Below are 17,531 nucleotides of genomic sequence, written 5' to 3' on the forward strand. Positions count from 1 at the left end.
GGTGCATTCCGGCCGTCACGATGCCTTGCGGGAAACGTCATTCCCGGAGGCCGCGAATGGTGCCGTGCTGAGCCGCTATCTCAACTCAGCGGACCAACCATTTCTTACTTGTGAGCGTCGTAGTACTTGTCCTGGATGTCCTGGTGGATACGTCCACGATCGGACACCTGGAAACCCTGCTCCTTGGCCCACGCACGAATCTTGGGGGTCTCGGGGTTGCCCGAACGGTTGGGGCGCGTGGTGGCCCCGCGGTTGGTCTTTGCCGACGCACGGCGCGCCTTGGACACGTAAGGACGCAGTGCCTCACGCAACTTGGTGGCGTTGGCGGAATTCAGGTCGATTTCGTACTGTCCGCCGTCGAGACCGAAACGGATGGTCTCATCTGCCGAGCCGCCATCGATGTCGTCTTCAAGAATGATCTTGACTGTCTGTGCCATGTCGGATCCTCCTCATCACCCCGTGGAGGGGTCATGTCAAAATTAGTGAGACTTTGGTTGTCACGCATGCTCTCCACATGGAAAGACACACATCGTGTCAATGTGCGTGAACGTGTCCCCCGATTAGCCCCTATTCCCTTGCGATGATCTAGATCATTCCTCTAGACCTCAGCCGGATAAGCACTCAAGAACGCGAGTGTTTCACGCGGTCCTATCATGACATGATTAGCCACTAATGTCACGATGAGATAAATGTGCAGCGTTATTTATCCTGAGGGGTGTCCCTGATGGGAATGGAGTTCTTGAGTTCTAAACCACGTTTCTTCTTGGTGCTTACATCTTGGTAACCAAAGGGGACCTGGTCACCTTCGCGTTCCTTGAGTTGTTCGTACCAACGCTCGGCATCTTGCTCCACATTCGCCTGGGCGGAACGTTCTGCCCGGTCACCGCGGAAAAGCCAGCGCATGACCAAGTAGAAAATGAGGCCCACGCCGAGAGAGGGCAAGAAAACGGATAGATACTCCATGACGGCTATTGTCCCCTACTGCCCTGAATGATTACTGGCACTTACCTGCTGGTATCCGCTCACTCGGGCTTCATGAGCGGGAACAGAATGGTCTCTCTGACCCCCAGGTTGGTGAAGAGCATGACTAGGCGGTCCAGGCCGAGCCCCAACCCGCCCATGGGCGGCGCTCCGTACTCGAGGGCCCGCAGGAAGTCCTCATCCAGCTGCATGGCCTCGACATCTCCGGCGGCAGACTTGGTGGACTGCTCTGTGAGGCGATCGCGCTGAATGACCGGGTCTATCAGCTCGGAGAAGGCAGTTCCTCGCTCCATACCCCCGATAATCAAATCCCACGCCTCGATGAGTCCCGGCTTTTCGCGGTGCGGGCGAGCCAGAGGCTGAGCGGAAGGCGGGTAATCATAAACGAATGTGGGCTGAATCAACTGTGGCTCCACAATTTCGCCGAACAGCTCGACCACGAGCTTTTCCGCATCCCAGGAAGGATCCACGGAGATCTCGCGCTGCGCAGCGATCTCCCGCAAGGTTTCTGCAGCCGTATCCGGGGTGATTTCCTGCCCAACTGCTTCCGATAATGCCGGGTAGACGGAAACCCATTCCCATTCACCGAAGAGCTCGATACGGCCCTGATCAGTATCAACACCCTCAACACCGAGAGCCGAGGCACACGACTGAATAATTTCTTTGATCCGTTCAGCCATCACGAATTGATCCGCGTAGGCCTCATAGGCCTCCAGCGTGGTGAACTCCGGACTGTGGGTTGAATCCACGCCCTCATTGCGGAATACCCGTCCGAGTTCGAAAACTTTCTCAATTCCCCCCACCACGGCTCGCTTCAAGTGCAACTCGGTGGCAATGCGCAGCGTCATGTCCTGATCGAACGCGTTGAGATGCGTTTCGAAAGGCCGCGCCGCCGCGCCGCCGTGGATGAGTTGCAAGATGGGGGTTTCGATTTCGATGTACCCGCGCTCCTCCAGCACACGGCGAACCGTGCGGGTGACCAGTGAACGGGTCAGCACGACCTCTCGTGCCTGGGGTCGCACAATGAGGTCCAGGTAGCGCTGGCGGACCCGGGTTTCTTCGCTCAGTTCCTTGTGAAGTGTGGGTAGCGGGCGCAGCGCCTTGGACGCCATGCGCCAGGAATCAGCCATCACCGACAGCTCGCCACGCTTGGAGCTGATCACGCGACCCGTCACGGCCACGAAGTCACCCAGATCGACCTGGGCCTTCCAATCGGCCAGGGCGTCCTCGCCCACGTTGGCCTTGGAGATCATGACCTGCAGGCGTGTGCCGTCCCCCTCCTGCAGGGTTCCGAAACACAGCTTGCCGGTGTTGCGTACGTGAATCACGCGACCGGCCACGGTCACCACGTCATCGGTTTCCTGGCCGGCTTCCAAATGCTCGTAGCCTTCGCGCACCTGAGCGAGCGTGTGAGTGCGGTCAACGCCCACGGGGTAGGCAGATACACCCGATTCTTCGATGGCCTTACGCTTGGCGGCACGGAACGACATCTGATCGTTGAGTTCGTGCTCGGAAAGCTCCGGCGTGGAATCTGCTGCTGTGGTGTTATCTCGCTGCTCGGTCACAATTCTCCAGGATAGCGGTCGGATCAAATCTTCAAATTGTCGATGAGGCGGGTTGGACCCACCCATGCGGCGGTGAGCGCCAGCGTCCCCGCTCGAGGTTCGACCTCTGCGAGCGTATCCGGGTCCACGGTGACCAGGTAATCGAGTTTGACACCCGGTTCACGGTTGATCGCTGCCCTGGCCTGTTCCAGCGTGAGTTCGCCCGCCGCCAGCGAGTGCAAGGTGCGATTGAGCACCAGGGCGTGAGCGGCGTCGTCGGTGGTTAAATACTGGTTGCGGGAAGATAGGGCGAGGCCGGTCTCCGAACGCACGATGGGCACTGGACGGATTTCCACGCGGTGATTGAAATCACGCACCATTCTTTGCATCAACAGCAGTTGTTGGGCGTCCTTCTCACCGAAATACGCGCGGAATTCAACGCCCGGGCCGGGCTGGGCAATCGTGAACAGTTTGTTGACCACGGTAAGCGCTCCGTCGAAATGGCCAGGGCGGGTGGCGCCCTCCAATACGGAACCGGCCTGACCGGAGGTCACCGAAACCACCGGAACTCCTCCCGGGTACATTTCCTCGGTGCTCGGTGCGAACACAAGATCGACCCCGCAATCGGCGAGCCCCGCGACATCTTGATCGAGTTGGCGCGGGTAACTGTCGAAATCCTCGTTGGGCCCGAACTGCAGGGGATTCACGAACACGGAAACCACAACCAGTTGATTTTCTTCCCTGGCCGTCTGCGCAATGCGAAGGTGGCCATCGTGTAAGGCCCCCATGGTCGGGAACAGCCCCACGCTGGTGGCACCTTCAGCCACTCGTGCGTCGAGTGCCTCCCGCATCTGGTCAACGGTGGTGCACACCACGGGTTGAGTCACTGGCGGTCCTTTCCCTCAAGCGCGGTGAGCACCGCGCGATATGTCTCCTCATCGATCCGCCCGGACGCCGCGGCGCGCTGAGCCGTGAGCCGCCCCAGGGCGCGGTACCCGTCAAGCAGGTCGCTACCTGCCGAGGGCGCCGCGTCCGGTCCCGCAAGTTCGGTCAACGCAGCGACGTGGGCGCTCACCGTGCTGACGTCTCCGCGTGCTACCGGGCCGGTCAGTGCGTTCTCGCCGGAAGCCAGGGCGTTGTCCACGGTGGCGCGCACCAGTGGGCCCAACATACGATCGGGTTGTTCGACACCGATCTTATGCAGCAGCTGCATGGACTGTCCCATGAGCGTCATCACGTGGTTCGATCCGTGGGCGAGAGCGGCGTGGTAGAGCGGGCGGTCCGCCTCCGCGATCACCACGGGCTCGGCCCCCATTTCCACCACGAGGGCCTGCGCGATGGGCAATACGGGGGCCGCCGCTGTCACACCGAAACTGCAGTCGGTGAGTCGTTGCAGGTCCAAACTGAGCCCGGTGAAGGTCATGGACGGATGGATGGCCAGGCCAATGCCGCCGGCCGCGCGCACCGGTTCCAGCACATCCGTTCCGAAGCGACCAGCGGTGTGGACAACCAGTTGACCCGGTTGCCACGCGCCGAGCTTGCCAAGCCCCTCGACCAACCCGGGGAGCTGATCGTCCGGCACTGCCAGCAGCACCAGTTCGCTGCGTTCGACAATGGTGGGAACATCGAGCACAGGGACGTCCGGCAACAGTGCGTCGGCACGATCCCGGCTGGCTTCGGAGTGGGCATATACCCCCACCACGGCGTGCCCGGCTGCGCGCAAGGCCGCTCCCAGGACAGAGCCCACTTTTCCGGCGCTGATAATTCCCACGCCCAGGCGTCCCGGGCGCTGCTGTGGCTCGTTCACGACATCTCCTCGCGCGATCGGTTCAGGTCGATGTGATTGGCACGGTCCCTGGCCAGCCGAGCCAGTTCCGCCTGCCTCATCATGAGATCCCTGGCTTGCTGCACGTCCAAGTGGTAAATGGCCGTGGTAACAGGACCGGAGATCATGTGCGCGTGAATACTGGTGAGCCTCATGCGCCGGTCGATCGGGCCCTGCTGCAGCCCGAGCGATTGGGTCTTGTGATGGGGAACCACGCTCACATTGCGGTTGAGTCGGCCCCAGCGCAGAACCAAGACTGCGTCATCCATGGCGAAGCCCGTGCGCCGCCACGTCAATGGGTCCACCCAGCGGGCTCGGCGGGGGCTGATCGTGTACTTCTCGTCCCCGTCGATTCCGTTGAGTCCGTCCCGCACGAGTTCCGTGGGCGGTTCCGCGAGAGGCAGCACGAGCTCCAGGATCTCTGCGACGTGTTCCGGTGAGCCCACGGGTAGCACGAGCGAACGAAAACCCTCGAGGTCATCGGCCCCGCCCTTCCCCGCGGTGATGACCCTGACCCGATGTCCGTTGAAAACCCGCCAGAGCATGGGTTTGGTCACCTGCAGTGCCTGGACCCGGCCCACGGGAATGGTGGAGGAACGTTCATTGAGCAGCCCTGACCGGACGCGCACACCCACGTGCACCTGGCTCAGGGTGAAACCCCAACTACTTTCCAACCGGCTGTAGAGCCCGGAAACGATCATGATCACCACGGGCAGGTAACTGGGGATCAGCACTCGCAGCGCTTCCGGTTCCCACTGCCACACCGCCACGGCAACGATCGCGAAGAACACGGCGGAAACCGTGCTCCACGAGAGCAGCAGACTCAACAGCACTCGACTGGTCGGAACCGTGAACACGCGGCGCCGCTGATCCTGGTCGTCCTGGTCGGTGAGTAGACCCAGACGCTGGGCAGCCCGTACTTCGCGGGAGCGTTCCTCGTCCATGGGGTGACCGGTGCGGTGTTGGGCGAGTATCGCCCGTTGTTCCTCCGCCTGCGGCGAGTGATCCCACGGAGCCGGGCGGGGAACGCCTGCGCGCGGCGCGGTTCCGCCGGACGGTAACGCGGCGACGTCGTCGTGACCGCCGATGCTCCGCGCATCGCTCTGGGAGGGGCTGCCGGACCGCGAGGCTTGGCGAACCGCTCCGAGCAATTGGTGACGCAATTCCCTCGCCTTGTCGCGGCGCAGGTAGGACAGTTCCAAGGCGCTGCTGCCGCCGTCGGCCACATCGAACTTCAGGGAGGCCAAGCCGAAGATCCGGGGCAGGAGCTTACGTTCGATGTCGATGCCCTGGACCCGGTCCAACCGGGCTTGGCGTTGCGTACGGAAGATGGCGCCGCTGCGGAAGCGCACGTGTTGCGGGGTGATCTGGTATCGCGTGAACCACCACGAAAGTACGCCCAGGCCTATGACTAGACCGACCACACCGCACAGTACGGCGGCCACCAGGCCCAGACCCACCAGTTGAACGGTGCCGGCAAAATCCATGTCCAGCGGGTCGCCGTAGACCACGGCTGCCAGGACGTCGTCCAGGAACACGTTGCCCACGCCCCACACGAGGGCCACAATCAGCAGCCAACTGCGAACGTACGGAGTGAGCGGATGCACCCGATGCCATTCACCATCGGACGCGGGCTGAGCTGTGTGCTGCTGATTCGGCACGGCTGGTGTCGATTCGTTCATGTCGGGGGTGATCATCACAGCCCCACCATGAGCTCTTCTCCCCGGCGCGTGAGCTCCTCACGCAACCGGTCGGCCTCGGCCCGGGGCAGGCCCGGGAGATCGGCGTCCGTACTGGCCGCCGCCGTATGGAGGGTCAGGTTGGCCAGGCCGAACGCGTTGAGCAGCGGCCCCGTCTTGATGTCCACATACTGCATGCGGCCGTACGGAACCACCGTGACGCTGCGGAAAATAATGCCCTTGCGCAACCAGAGTTCGGTTGCTTCCTCCGCGTAGCCAATCGCCCGGACACGACGGGGAATCAGGCACAGGTCGATCAGGCCCCACACCAGCACCACGGCGGGCGGGAACCACATCCACAGCGACGGTGAATCACCCCAGATCCCCAGCAGTCCGAGAATCAACGGAACGGCGAAGATCACTGTCCAGATCACCGTGCTGATGGTGCCCGAAATGAGCCGCACCTTGATGTAATCCGGTGACACACGTTTCCACTGCAATCCCTGAGGACTCAGGTCATTGGTGTCGGGCATAGCCTCCCTCTCCGGTGGTGTAAGGATCCTGACGTCCACCGTACGGGGTGTCCCGCTCGGCGTCAGGATCCTCCGGCGGCAGCTTGCACCAATTCTCAACGATCCAGCCGATCACCATGAGCACCACACCGGCCACGATCTGCGCCACGCACAACCACAGCGGTTCCTGGGTGGTTCGCACGCCGAGCAGCATGACCTGGTCCACGCCCAGCCCCGCGTGCCAACCGGCAGTGAGCGCGCCATAGTACGCCACGGCTTGGGCTGCCGCCGCAGTGCCCACTCCCCACACGGGGTCGTAGGGCTTGCGGTCGGCCGGGGCACGACGACGACGCCGCTCCTCCCCTTCAGGATCGCGGTAGGCGCGCAGTCGCAAGCCCAGATAGAGCAATACGGCCGCCGCGGCTCCCTCGGCCACGAGGCTCCCCCACGGGAGGATCAGCAACGCTTGATTCTGACCGGATACCGCGTAGTTGATACTCCAACCCAGAACGGCGGCAACGAGCGCAACCACCACCAAGGAGAGAACGTTCAAGTAACGCATGGTCGGTTCAGCTCCCTTCCGTGGGTTCACACAGCGTGAGATCAGTGGTGGTCAGGCCTTCCAGATCGGGGGCGCGCTTAGCCAGGTCCCGCACCATGTGCCCTCCCAATTCGGCGTCAGGATCCAGCCGGGACCACGGGACCAGAACGAAGGCCCTCTCGTGAGCCCGGGGATGGGGCAACGTCAGGTCTGGATTCTGTTGTTCGACGCCCTCGAACCAAATGATGTCCAGGTCCAGGGTGCGGGGTCCCCAGCGAACCGTGCGCTCGCGGCCGTGTTCGTGCTCGACCTTCTGACACACGCGCAGGGTCTCTTCGGGAGTCAGTTCGACTCTGAGTTCCACCACCGCATTGAAGTAGTCCGGTGAGCCCTCGGGGCCGCCCACGGAGCGAGTGCTGACCACGGGCGAGCAGCCGGTCACGCTAATTCCCGAGGTCTCGTCCAGCGCGGGCACCGCCGAACGCAGAGCCGCCAATCGGTCTCCCAGGTTCGCTCCCAAGGCCACAACACACCGGGCTGTCATCACTACCCCTCCGAATCCCGCGTGCGGAAAATAGTAACGGCCACGTCTGAGAACGTGACCTCGATGGGGGCCTTGGGTTTGTGCACCGTCACCTCAAGGGCGCGGATCAGAGAGAACTCCGCCAACAGGTCTGCGGCGATGCGTTCAGCGAGAGTTTCGATGAGTTGGTAGGGAGGACCAATCACTGTCTCACGCACGAGTTCGGCCACTTCCCCGTAGTGCACGGTTGCCGTGAGTTCGTCGCTGGTGCCGGCCGTCTTGAGGTCCGTATACATCACCAGGTCCACGAAGAACGGCTGGCCCGTGCGTCGTTCCTTCTCGAACACGCCGTGGTAGCCCACAGCGCCCAAGCCGGTCAGAGTAATGCGGTCGTGGTGGCTCAAGTCAGCGGGGGAAGTCATCATTGGTGCTCAGTTTTCGCTCTCTGGGGAAGTCTCGCTGGGGACAAGAAGTGGTGCGGTGACGCCCAGCCACGCGTGTGCGGTGGCCACGGCGTCAACGGTCGCGGCGACGTCGTGAACCCGAACCGCCCAGGCACCCCCGAAAGCAGATAGCGCGCTGAGGGCGGCCGTGGCGCCGTCGCGCTCGGCCACGGGGCGGGGGCCCTGTTCGTCGCCCAGGAGATGGCCGAGGAACCGCTTGCGGGAGGCCGCAATGAGTACCTTGTTACCCATCTCGCGCAACCGGGGAAGGGCACGGAGCAGATCCCAGTCCTGCGAGCCAGCTTTGGCGAACCCCAGGCCCGGATCCACGATCAGGTTCTCGGGTTTCACACCGGCTCGGTAAAAGCGCTCGCGCAATTCGAGCAGCTCGGCAATCACCTCATCGGCCACGTTGTCATAGCAGGACAGCGCGTCCATCGTGGTGGAGGTGCCGCGCGAGTGCATCAGGATGTACGGCGCCTGATGCTGTCCCGCGAGTTCGATCATGTCCTGCTGGACGTTCATACCCGACACGTCGTTGATGATGTGCGCTCCGGCGTCCAAGGCAGCGGCCGCGGTCTCTGCGTTGAGCGTGTCCACGCTGATCACGATGCCGCGATCGGACAGCTCTCGGATCACTTGGAGGATGCGCCGTTGTTCTTCCTCGACGCTCACGCGCACGGACCCCGGCCGAGTGGAATCACCGCCCACGTCCACGATGTCCGCCCCCTGGGCAGCGAGTTCCAGACCGTGCGCGACCGCCGCATCCACGGTGTCGTGGGAGCCGCCGTCGCTGAAGGAGTCCGGGGTGACGTTGAGGATGCCCATGACCAATGTGCGGCCCCGAGGCAGGTTTTTATAGGAACCCCAACCCAAGCGGTGCGACCCGCGGGGCGTCATCGGCCCTGACCTGACAGGATCAAGTTCATGGCCTCCGCGCGGGTGGCCGGATCCCGCAACTGGCCCCGCACCGCGGACGTCACGGTCTTGGCACCGGGTTTACGCACCCCGCGCATGGACATGCACAGGTGCTCACATTCAATGACCACGATTGCGCCGGCGGGATGCAGGTTGTCCACGAGTGCCTCCACCACCTGGGTGGTGAGCCGTTCCTGGACCTGCGGGCGCTTGGCAAATAAGTCCACCAGCCGGGCCAATTTGGACAGCCCGGTGACCCGGCCCTCGGGGCCCGGAATGTATCCGACGTGGGCCACACCGTGGAACGGCACCAGGTGGTGCTCGCAGGTCGAGTAGAACGGGATGTCCTTGACCATGACCATTTCCGCGTGGCCGATATCGAAGGTGGTGGCCAACAGATCTGCGGGGTCCTGATGAAGCCCGGTGAAGATCTCCGCGTAGGCACGAGCCACTCGCCCGGGGGTGTCCTTCAAGCCGCTACGGTCAGGATCCTCACCGATGGCCAACAAGATCTCACGCACCGCGGCCTCGATCCGCGGCTGGTCGATCCTACTGTCAGCCCGTTCAGTCTCGAGATAGTCCGCGTACGAGCCGGAAATCGGCTCGGATAGTTCCTGACCGTTATCCGAACTCATTCAGCGCTGCTCCTGCGATCCGCCGGACCAGGGGCTACTGCCGTCACCCTGCTGCTCGTCGCCCGCTGGGCCGCCCTGGGGGCCTCCCTGTCCTTCCGCTCCTGGCATCTGGGAGTCACCGTGATCCGGAACCTCGAGCGGGTGCTCGGGCTTGGCGGCGACCGCCTGGTCCTGCGGGGCCATGGTGTCCGGGTCCTGCGTGTGCTTGCGCTGGGCCTCTTCACGCTCGGCGGTGGTGATCACCGGCGGGATGTCAGAGACCGGGCGGTTGTCGCCCGAGTGCCAGACGGGTCGCAGGTCACGCTTGCGCACATCGCGGAAGATCTCCCCGATCTGTGCTTCGTTGAGCGTTTCCTTCTCGAGCAGTTCCAGGGCCAAACGGTCCAGCACGTCACGGTTCTCGTTCAGGATCTCGTGGGCTTCGGTGTGGGCCTGCTCGAGCAGTTTCCGCACTTCGTCGTCCACGACCGCCAGGGTGCTGTCCGAGTAGTCCTTGCCCGTGGAGCCCATTTCACGGCCCACGAACGGGTCAGAATTGTCGCCGCCGATCTTCACGGACCCGATCCGGCTGCTCATGCCGTACTGCGTAACCATTTTGCGCGCGGTGTCCGTGGCCTTCTGGATGTCGTTGGAGGCACCGGTGGAGGGATCGTGGAACACGAGTTCCTCCGCTGCACGGCCACCCATTGCGTAGGCCATTTGATCCAACAATTCGTTACGGGTGGTGGAGTATTTGTCGTCCGCGGGCATCACCATGGTGTAACCCAGCGCGCGGCCACGCGGCAGAATGGTGATCTTGGTGACGGGGTCCGTGTTGCGCAACGCGGCTGCCACCAGCGCGTGACCGCCCTCGTGGTACGCGGTGACCTTGCGCTCGAGTTCCTTCATGATGCGCGAACGCTTCTGCGGACCCGCGATCACGCGGTCGATGGCCTCGTCCACGGCGCGATCGTCAATGAGCTGGGCGTGGGAACGGGCGGTCAGCAGGGCTGCCTCGTTCATAACGTTGGCCAGCTCGGCACCGGTGAAGCCCGGAGTGCGCTTGGCCACGGACGCCAGGTCGACGTTCTGAGCGAGGGGCTTGTTCTTGGCGTGCACGCGCAGGATCTGTTCGCGCCCCTTCATGTCGGGGGCATCCACACCGATCTGGCGGTCGAAACGGCCCGGGCGCAACAGTGCCGGGTCCAGGACGTCCGGACGGTTGGTTGCGGCGATCAGGATCACGTTGGTATTTGCGTCGAAGCCGTCCATCTCGACCAGCAACTGGTTCAGGGTCTGCTCGCGCTCGTCGTTACCGCCACCCATGCCGGCACCGCGCTGGCGGCCCACGGCGTCGATCTCGTCCACGAAGACAATCGCGGGAGAGTTCTCCTTGGCCTGCTGGAAGAGGTCGCGCACACGGGATGCACCCACGCCCACGAACATTTCCACGAAGTCCGAACCGGAGATGGAGTAGAACGGCACGCCCGCTTCACCGGCCACGGCCTTGGCCAGCAGGGTCTTGCCCGTACCCGGAGGGCCGTAGAGCAGCACGCCCTTGGGCACCTTGGCACCCACGGCGGTGAAACGGTCGTGTTCGACCAGGAACTGTTTGATCTCGTCGAGTTCCTGAACGGCCTCATCCGCGCCGGCCACGTCCGAGAACATGACCTCCGAGTTCTCCTTGTTGAACATCTTGGCCTTGGAACGACCGAACTTCATGGCCTGCCCGCCGGACTGCATGCGGGCGAAGATGAACCAGAAGATTGCCAGAATGATCAGGAACGGCAACATGAAGCGCAACAGCGACAAGAACCAGTTATTCTCGACCGGCTGGTCCGTGAAGCCCTCCAGCTCGGCCTCGTTCATGGTGTTGACGACTTCCTCGGCGCGCGGTTCAACGAAGAAGAACTCGACATCCTTGCCCAGCTGTTCGTCGTTGAGCGTGAGGTCTTCCTTGAGCTGCAGCTCGACCTTCTGCTGGCCGTCGTAGATCTTGGCCTCTTGCACCTTGTGGTCTCGCAGCAGCGACATGCCCACGTTGGTGTCCACACGCGAGGTGGACGGGCCGAAGAGATTTGCGCCCACGGGTACCAGCACCAAGACGGCTAGCAAGATCCAGAAGAACGGTCCCTTAAAAAAGCTGGTGGGTTTTTTCGCCGTGGCCAAGCCGATGATCCTCCCGTGGACGTGACACGCAGTGCCGCGCCCCAAAACTGACGGTGCTGTCTCCGGATCCGATTGATCCGAAGACTGATGTGGGTGCGCGACGCGTAACGCACAATCTATCGTTTCCGGGAACACCGGACCTCATCCGGGTCAGGTCGTTCCCTGAGAGCGCACGCGCCGCGCTCACGCTACATGCGGGACCCCACTGTTCCCTGAGTTCTTACTCGTAAACGTGCGGGGCCAAAGTGCCGATGCATTCCAGATTGCGGTAGTGCTCGGCAAAGTCCAAGCCGTAGCCGACCACGAACTCGTTGGGAATGTCCCAGCCGACGTACTTGACGTCAATGGACGTCTTGGCCGCGGCCGGCTTGCGCAGCAACGCGCAGATCTCCACGGACTTGGGACCGCGGGATTCCAGGTTGGTGCGCAACCAGGAGAGCGTGAGACCGGAGTCAATGATGTCCTCAACGATCAGAACATCCTTGCCGTGCAGATCGGTGTCCAGGTCCTTGAGGATCCGCACCACGCCCGAGGATTTGGTGCCGGAGCCATAGGAGGACACCGCCATCCAGTCCATGGGGTACTGCCCCTTGAGGGCACGGGTGAGGTCAGCCATGACCATCACGGCGCCCTTGAGCACGCCCACGAGCAGGACGTCGCGGCCTTCGTAGTCGCGGTCGATCTGCTCCGCGAGCTCCTCGATCCTCTGGGCGATTTCTTCTTTGGTGAATAGGACGTTGGTCAGGTCTGACTCGACGTGCTCGGCCTTCACGTTGCGCTCCTGAGGGGTTGTGGGAAGGGATCATTCGGTGCTGTGGAACTCGAGGCGCCCCTTGGCGCAGTGCTTGTCCGCGCGTCGTCGCCACACGGTCACCTTACCCGCCATTTGCAGTGGACCGGCAGCCCCGTATCCCATGGCGAATTGTTCGAGTGCGCTGAGTCGCTCGAAGGTGGGGGTTTCTCCGCCCGCGGCTACACATGCCTGGGCGAGCATACGACGACGCATGGCGGCGGGTGCCGCTTGTACGGCCACGCAGTCCAGCTCCAGGTTTTTCGACGACGCCGCCGCCGGGCCCAGTTGCGCACCCCGGAAATACTCTGCCGCTTGCTCGTCCAAGAAGTCCGCGTCCGCGTGAAGCACCGAAGCTGTGCGCGCCAGGGCGTTGGACACCCCGGGACCCAGATGGTCCTCGAGCCACGGCAGCACCTCGTGGCGGACCCTGCAACGCATGAGCGTGGTGTCCAAGTTACTGGGGTCGTGCCACGGCTCGAGCCCTTCGGCCCGGCAGATCTCCTCGGTTTCCTCGCGCGTCACGTTGAGGAACGGGCGCATGTACCGGACACCGTCAATAGTATGACTCGGCGACATCCCGGAGAGTGAGCGGGTGCCTGAGCCACGCGCCAGCCCCAGCAGCACTGTCTCGGCCTGGTCATTGCGGGTGTGGCCCAACAGCACGGCGTCCGCAGCCGTTTGTCGCGCAATGTCGTTGAGTGCTTCGTAGCGGGCCAAACGAGCCGCCATCTCGGGGCCGTGACCTGCCCGGTCCACGGTCACGCGGCGTGACACCACGGGCGCCAGGTCCATTTCTTCGAGCCGGTGCATTGTTGATTCAGTGACCTGCGCGGAACCGGGCTGCATCTGGTGGTCGATCACCGCAGCACCCACGCGCACTTTCCCACGGCGGGCGAAATGCGCGGCAGCCGCGGCCAGCGCCAGGGAATCGGGACCCCCACTGCACGCGATCAGCAGCAACGGCGGGTGTCCGTCCTGGCGCGCGGGAAGTTCGGCGATGGAGCGCCCTACTGCCCTGCGGGCTCGAGCGACCCACGGATGCAACCGCCCGGTTCTACCTCGTTGCAACTGCTCAGTCCTGGGTGTCGCGCGTGCGGCGGGACAGGTCCTCGGCCATGCTCAGCACCTTGGACAGAACGGGGGTGTGCTCCCCCAGCATGATGAGCGCGCGTTCGAGTTCGCCCGAGGGCACCACCGTTGCCAGGGCGGTGACGGCGTCCGTCTCGGTGCTGATCCCGGTGCGGATCTGCGTGGTGGACAACACTGGTTGCGCGGCTTTTACGCGGCGCAGTACGGCCTCGACATCTTGGGCGCCCACGCTGTCTTCCAGCATGACCAGGCGTTCATATACAGCGGGATTACCGATCTTGATGCGGCGCCCACTGATGAGCTGGGAGAGCATGGGCGCAGACAGCCCCAACACCTCTGCCAGGCGTCGTTGGGTAATGCTGTACGCCGCCACCACGTTGCCGAATCGCTCCGACAAGGGCTGACCGTACAGCTGAATCTGCTGATCAATATTTTCCGAGCTCACAGATTCATCCTGACACATTCCCCTGAAACAATCCCCAGTGAAAGAAGCGGATCACACCACGACCCGGTCCATCCACCGCTGGGGATCGTGGATCTCCGCTTCACTGGGCAGGGTTTCCGCTGAGGTCCACACGGTATTGAACGTGTCCATTCCCGCTCGCTCCACGATGTACTCCACGAACTTCTGGCCGTCCCTGTATTGGCGCATTTTCGCGTCCATGCCCATGAGAGTGCGGATCGCCCGATCCAATGCACCGTGGTTGTCCGAGCGCGCGTTGAATCGGCGTCGAATAGTTTTCGCGGTGGGAACGATTGAGGCGTCCACGGCATCCATCACCGCATTGGCGTGCCCCTCCAACAGGGACATCACCGCGGTGAGGTGCGAGATCGTGACCTTTTCCTCATCGGTCAACAAATGACCGATGGGTCCCAGACCCGTGTCCCCGTGATCGCCGGAACCCTTGCCCGTCACAGATGCCACCACTGCGCTCAATCGGTCCCACGGAGAGACGTCGAAGGAACCCAGCGTGGAGATCTGCTCGAGCATGTGCCCGCGCAACCACGGCGCGGCCGCGAACTGCACTCGGTGGGTTTGCTCGTGCAGGCATACCCACAGCCGGAAGTCCTCGGGCTCCACGTTGATCTCGCGCTCGGTCCACAGCACGTTGGGTGCCACGAACATGAGGCGGCCCCCAGGGTGGGATTCTGCCGCCTGGGGCGACACCAGGCCCGCGTACGGGTCATACTGGCCCAGCACCTTGGACGAGAGGAAGCCGACCATGGCACCCATCTCGGCCGCCGCGGCCGTGGGCGCGAAACCGCGCAGAGCGGCGTCAAACTTTTCGGGGCTCTTCTCCCGGATCCTGTCGAAAATCGGCTGCATGAGAACCGAGAACGTCTGAGTGTTCGCCTTGGCCCACCCCACGCGATCGACCACCAGGATCTTGGAGTCCCTCAGATTCTCGGCGGCGTCCAGGCGCGTGATGTTGTGCACGTGATGCACGGATTCGTGGGCGAAATACCGCAGCGATTCCACGGCCTTGCTCATCTCCCGGGGTTTGGGAGTGGGCCCGGGCGGGGTGAGTTTGGCGGCGATCTGCGCTGCCGAATCCCAGTCCACGAGTGAGGGTCGAGCCAAGTCTTGAGTCATGCCCACCACTCAACCACACACGACCGCTCAGCACACTGTGTGATGTTCAGCCTTGGGCGAGCGCGGCCACGGTGCGGTCCACGGCGTCCTTGGCCGAATCTGTCTGACCGCGGACGTCGTTGAAAACGATCGAGTACACGAGCACATCCCCCTCGGACTGCTGCACGTATCCGCTCAGTGACACCACGGAATTGAGGGTGCCGGTTTTCGCCCGGGTCAGACCCCTGGCGGCTGCTTCGTCCGGATCATCGAAACGATCGGTGAGAGTTCCGGTGGCGCCACCCAGCGGTAAGCCTTGGCCGTAGGGACCCAAGTCCGGATCGGCCAGCAGTGCTCGCGTGGCCTGGGCCAAGGATCCCGTGGTGACTCGATTGGACAACGCCATGCCACTGGCATCCTGGATATCCACACCGGTGAGGTCGATCGCATGGGTCTCCATCGCGGCGCGGATGGCGCGTTGCACGCCCACCACGCTGCCCTGTTCCCCTGCTTCTCGGGCCGCGATGCGCCCAAGGGCTTCGGCGAGTGAATTATCCGAGTGCTCCAGCATGTACGCGGTTTGTTCATGGACGGGAGCGGATTCCACCCGCGCCAATTCCGTACCTTGCTCCGGCGCCGGGTGATGTCCCGTACTCACGGTGATCCCCTCACCCAGTTGCGCCCGTAGCCGTTCCCGGAACTCGGCCGCCACCGCGTTCGCTGCGTTGTCGGGCCGCTCGCCCCACGCTCCCGGGTCCTGCCCGTCCGCGGTGGGAACCCGATGGGAGTACATGGCGATGGGCGCCACGGCGGTGATCTCGCCGGCCGCTACGTCCTCCTCCGCCCACTCCGGATTCACGGCGGGCCCCGTGAACAGTTCGGTGTCCAACCCCACCTCGATCTCGCCCTGGACACCACGGTCCTCAAGTGCGCGGGCCGTCTTCTGCGCCAGATCGTCGATCCCCGCGTGACCGTTTACGGCATCAGTGTCGCCCTCGCCCGGCGCCAAGAGCGTGTCCCCACCGGCCAGCAGTGTGATCTGGTGAGGGGTCTCCCCCGTCACCACGGTGGTCGCGAACCGGTCGTACGGGTCCAGGTGCTCGGCCACGGTCAGCGCAGTCAAGACCTTCTGGTTGGAGGCGGGAATTCGCGTTTCGCTCGCTTCACGCTCGACCCGCACCTCGCCCGATTCTGCGTCCAGTACCGTGACACTCGAGTTCCCCGGGGCTCCCGCGAGTTCCGTGTCCACAATGTCTTGGACCTCGCCGCCCTGCGGTGCTGAGCCGCCTTCCGGTGCCGGGCTGTCCTGCGACGACGCCGCGGCCTTCAGCACCCCGGGCAGCTCCCCCGCTTCAGTGGGCGCGGTTACTACTGCCATGGGTTCACCGGGTTCCCGCTGATCCACTTCGGTCAGCAACGTGGGGATGGTCCACAGTGAGCTGAGGATCAGCGCCACGATGAGCAATGCCGCCACGATGGGGCCCAGCAAGCTCTTAGGTCGCTTGGGCTGAGGGGCATTGGGGTTGCTCATGCGGCCATTCTGTCGCATGCGCATGACTGAAACGAACCAATTGTCTGGCCCCGAGCGGCGTCGTTGATTGCCGCGCGTGCGGCACGTGCCGCTATCGTGGAACCCGACGAGATTTCGGGGGCCTCAAAACGTGCCCCGATGCAACCAAGACTCGAACACGAGGAGCACTGCCATGGAGCTGGACGTCACCATCGAGATTCCCCGCGGATCCCGCGTCAAGTACGAAATCGACCACGACACAGGTCGTATCCGCCTGGACCGCGTGCTGTTCACGTCCATGCAGTACCCCACTCACTACGGCTACTTCGAGGACACCCTGGGTGAGGACGGCGACCCGCTGGACGCCATGGTCATCATGGACGTTGACATCATGCCCGGCGTGATCGTGGAAGCCCGCCCCATCGCCGTGTTCAACATGACCGACGAGGCTGGCGGCGATGCCAAGGTGCTGTGCGTGTCCGTGGACAAGCGTTACGACGAGATCCAGGGTCTGGAAGACGTCAACGAGTTCAAGCAGAAGGAAATCCAGCACTTCTTCGAGCGCTACAAGGACTTGGAGCCCAACAAGTGGGTCAAGGGTGAAGGCTGGGAAGGCAAGGAGACCGCCGAGCGCCTGATCGTAGAGGCTCAGGAACGTTTCCAGCAGTCGCAGTACGATTCTGCAGCCGAGGCTGAGCAGGACGACTGACCTCCGAGAGCATTCCACACGGGACCCCGCGACACTCTTTGAACTGCTCCCCGGAAGTTGGACTGAGAAATCAGTTCCTTCTTCCGGGGAGTTTTCATGGATGCACGT

The 17,531-nt window shown here is 63.3% G+C and carries 19 protein-coding genes; 1 reads left to right on the forward strand and 18 read right to left on the reverse strand.

The window, feature by feature from the left end:
* Nucleotides 1-104 precede the first annotated feature (104 nt).
* From ABD283_RS04350 to dacB, 18 genes are all read right to left on the reverse strand, one after another.
* The gene (locus ABD283_RS04350; RefSeq protein WP_344223777.1) at nt 105-437 is read right to left on the reverse strand and encodes a histone-like nucleoid-structuring protein Lsr2; all 333 of its coding nucleotides are present in this window, start codon (nt 435-437) and stop codon (nt 105-107) included.
* A gap of 262 nt (nt 438-699) precedes the next feature.
* Nucleotides 700-963 (reverse strand): hypothetical protein, encoded by a 264-nt coding sequence (locus tag ABD283_RS04355; RefSeq protein WP_344223778.1) that lies wholly within the window; start codon nt 961-963, stop codon nt 700-702.
* Between the two features lie 59 nt (nt 964-1,022).
* Nucleotides 1,023-2,546 (reverse strand): lysine--tRNA ligase, encoded by a 1,524-nt coding sequence (gene lysS / locus ABD283_RS04360; protein ID WP_425552795.1) that lies wholly within the window; start codon nt 2,544-2,546, stop codon nt 1,023-1,025.
* Nucleotides 2,547-2,569: 23 nt separating this feature from the next.
* Nucleotides 2,570-3,412 carry a pantoate--beta-alanine ligase gene (gene panC / locus ABD283_RS04365; protein ID WP_344223781.1) on the reverse strand — a complete coding sequence of 281 codons (843 nt, stop codon included), beginning with the start codon at nt 3,410-3,412 and terminating at the stop codon, nt 2,570-2,572.
* Entirely contained in the window at nt 3,409-4,332 is a 924-nt protein-coding gene (locus ABD283_RS04370; protein WP_344223782.1) for a Rossmann-like and DUF2520 domain-containing protein, read from the reverse strand. Before ABD283_RS04370 ends, panC begins: the two co-directional genes overlap by 4 nt.
* Nucleotides 4,329-6,032 carry a PH domain-containing protein gene (locus ABD283_RS04375; protein WP_344223783.1) on the reverse strand — a complete coding sequence of 568 codons (1,704 nt, stop codon included), beginning with the start codon at nt 6,030-6,032 and terminating at the stop codon, nt 4,329-4,331. The genes ABD283_RS04370 and ABD283_RS04375 overlap by 4 nt, the downstream gene beginning before the upstream one ends.
* A gap of 14 nt (nt 6,033-6,046) precedes the next feature.
* Nucleotides 6,047-6,562: a PH domain-containing protein gene (locus ABD283_RS04380; RefSeq protein WP_344223784.1), complete on the reverse strand. Its 516-nt coding sequence runs from the start codon at nt 6,560-6,562 to the stop codon at nt 6,047-6,049.
* Complete coding sequence (locus ABD283_RS04385) at nt 6,546-7,103, reverse strand: DUF3180 domain-containing protein (RefSeq protein WP_344223785.1); 558 nt, start codon at nt 7,101-7,103, stop codon at nt 6,546-6,548. The genes ABD283_RS04380 and ABD283_RS04385 overlap by 17 nt, the downstream gene beginning before the upstream one ends.
* Before the next feature lie 7 nt (nt 7,104-7,110).
* Entirely contained in the window at nt 7,111-7,626 is a 516-nt protein-coding gene (gene folK, locus ABD283_RS04390; RefSeq protein WP_344223786.1) for a 2-amino-4-hydroxy-6-hydroxymethyldihydropteridine diphosphokinase, read from the reverse strand.
* Between the two features lie 2 nt (nt 7,627-7,628).
* Nucleotides 7,629-8,030, reverse strand: coding sequence for a dihydroneopterin aldolase (gene folB, locus ABD283_RS04395; protein ID WP_344223787.1), 402 nt, complete (start codon nt 8,028-8,030; stop codon nt 7,629-7,631).
* Between the two features lie 6 nt (nt 8,031-8,036).
* Complete coding sequence (folP, locus tag ABD283_RS04400) at nt 8,037-8,876, reverse strand: dihydropteroate synthase (protein ID WP_344223788.1); 840 nt, start codon at nt 8,874-8,876, stop codon at nt 8,037-8,039.
* Between the two features lie 68 nt (nt 8,877-8,944).
* Nucleotides 8,945-9,601 carry a GTP cyclohydrolase I FolE gene (folE, locus tag ABD283_RS04405; protein WP_344223789.1) on the reverse strand — a complete coding sequence of 219 codons (657 nt, stop codon included), beginning with the start codon at nt 9,599-9,601 and terminating at the stop codon, nt 8,945-8,947.
* Nucleotides 9,602-11,749: an ATP-dependent zinc metalloprotease FtsH gene (gene ftsH, locus ABD283_RS04410; RefSeq protein WP_344223790.1), complete on the reverse strand. Its 2,148-nt coding sequence runs from the start codon at nt 11,747-11,749 to the stop codon at nt 9,602-9,604.
* A gap of 220 nt (nt 11,750-11,969) precedes the next feature.
* A complete protein-coding gene (gene hpt, locus ABD283_RS04415; RefSeq protein WP_344223792.1) occupies nt 11,970-12,521 on the reverse strand; it encodes a hypoxanthine phosphoribosyltransferase in 552 nt (183 codons plus the stop codon).
* A gap of 30 nt (nt 12,522-12,551) precedes the next feature.
* Nucleotides 12,552-13,586, reverse strand: a complete 1,035-nt coding sequence (gene tilS, locus ABD283_RS04420) for a tRNA lysidine(34) synthetase TilS (RefSeq protein WP_344223793.1) — start codon at nt 13,584-13,586, stop codon at nt 12,552-12,554.
* A gap of 28 nt (nt 13,587-13,614) precedes the next feature.
* Complete coding sequence (locus ABD283_RS04425) at nt 13,615-14,076, reverse strand: DNA-binding protein (RefSeq protein ID WP_425552796.1); 462 nt, start codon at nt 14,074-14,076, stop codon at nt 13,615-13,617.
* A 51-nt stretch (nt 14,077-14,127) separates the two neighbouring features.
* Nucleotides 14,128-15,225 (reverse strand): zinc-dependent metalloprotease, encoded by a 1,098-nt coding sequence (locus ABD283_RS04430; protein WP_344223795.1) that lies wholly within the window; start codon nt 15,223-15,225, stop codon nt 14,128-14,130.
* A gap of 46 nt (nt 15,226-15,271) precedes the next feature.
* Nucleotides 15,272-16,735, reverse strand: coding sequence for a D-alanyl-D-alanine carboxypeptidase/D-alanyl-D-alanine endopeptidase (dacB, locus tag ABD283_RS04435; protein WP_344223796.1), 1,464 nt, complete (start codon nt 16,733-16,735; stop codon nt 15,272-15,274).
* 172 nt (nt 16,736-16,907) lie between these two features.
* Between dacB and ABD283_RS04440 the strand changes: the two genes are divergently transcribed.
* Nucleotides 16,908-17,423 (forward strand): inorganic diphosphatase, encoded by a 516-nt coding sequence (locus ABD283_RS04440; RefSeq protein ID WP_344223797.1) that lies wholly within the window; start codon nt 16,908-16,910, stop codon nt 17,421-17,423.
* The last annotated feature ends 108 nt before the right edge of the window (nt 17,424-17,531 follow it).

Source organism: Kocuria atrinae (genome assembly GCF_039531425.1).
Lineage (GTDB): Bacteria > Actinomycetota > Actinomycetes > Actinomycetales > Micrococcaceae > Kocuria > Kocuria atrinae.

What these genes read in the sequence shown, in the direction of transcription:
- ABD283_RS04350 (WP_344223777.1), bottom strand. Translation starts at nt 437, where the DNA reads ATGGCACAGACAGTCAAGATCATTCTTGAAGACGACATCGATGGCGGC.
- ABD283_RS04355 (WP_344223778.1), bottom strand. Translation starts at nt 963, where the DNA reads ATGGAGTATCTATCCGTTTTCTTGCCCTCTCTCGGCGTGGGCCTCATT.
- ABD283_RS04375 (WP_344223783.1), bottom strand. Translation starts at nt 6,032, where the DNA reads ATGAACGAATCGACACCAGCCGTGCCGAATCAGCAGCACACAGCTCAG.
- ABD283_RS04380 (WP_344223784.1), bottom strand. Translation starts at nt 6,562, where the DNA reads ATGCCCGACACCAATGACCTGAGTCCTCAGGGATTGCAGTGGAAACGT.
- ABD283_RS04385 (WP_344223785.1), bottom strand. Translation starts at nt 7,103, where the DNA reads ATGCGTTACTTGAACGTTCTCTCCTTGGTGGTGGTTGCGCTCGTTGCC.
- folK (WP_344223786.1), bottom strand. Translation starts at nt 7,626, where the DNA reads ATGACAGCCCGGTGTGTTGTGGCCTTGGGAGCGAACCTGGGAGACCGA.
- folB (WP_344223787.1), bottom strand. Translation starts at nt 8,030, where the DNA reads ATGATGACTTCCCCCGCTGACTTGAGCCACCACGACCGCATTACTCTG.
- folP (WP_344223788.1), bottom strand. Translation starts at nt 8,876, where the DNA reads ATGGGCATCCTCAACGTCACCCCGGACTCCTTCAGCGACGGCGGCTCC.
- folE (WP_344223789.1), bottom strand. Translation starts at nt 9,601, where the DNA reads ATGAGTTCGGATAACGGTCAGGAACTATCCGAGCCGATTTCCGGCTCG.
- ABD283_RS04430 (WP_344223795.1), bottom strand. Translation starts at nt 15,225, where the DNA reads ATGACTCAAGACTTGGCTCGACCCTCACTCGTGGACTGGGATTCGGCA.
- dacB (WP_344223796.1), bottom strand. Translation starts at nt 16,735, where the DNA reads ATGAGCAACCCCAATGCCCCTCAGCCCAAGCGACCTAAGAGCTTGCTG.
- ABD283_RS04440 (WP_344223797.1), top strand. Translation starts at nt 16,908, where the DNA reads ATGGAGCTGGACGTCACCATCGAGATTCCCCGCGGATCCCGCGTCAAG.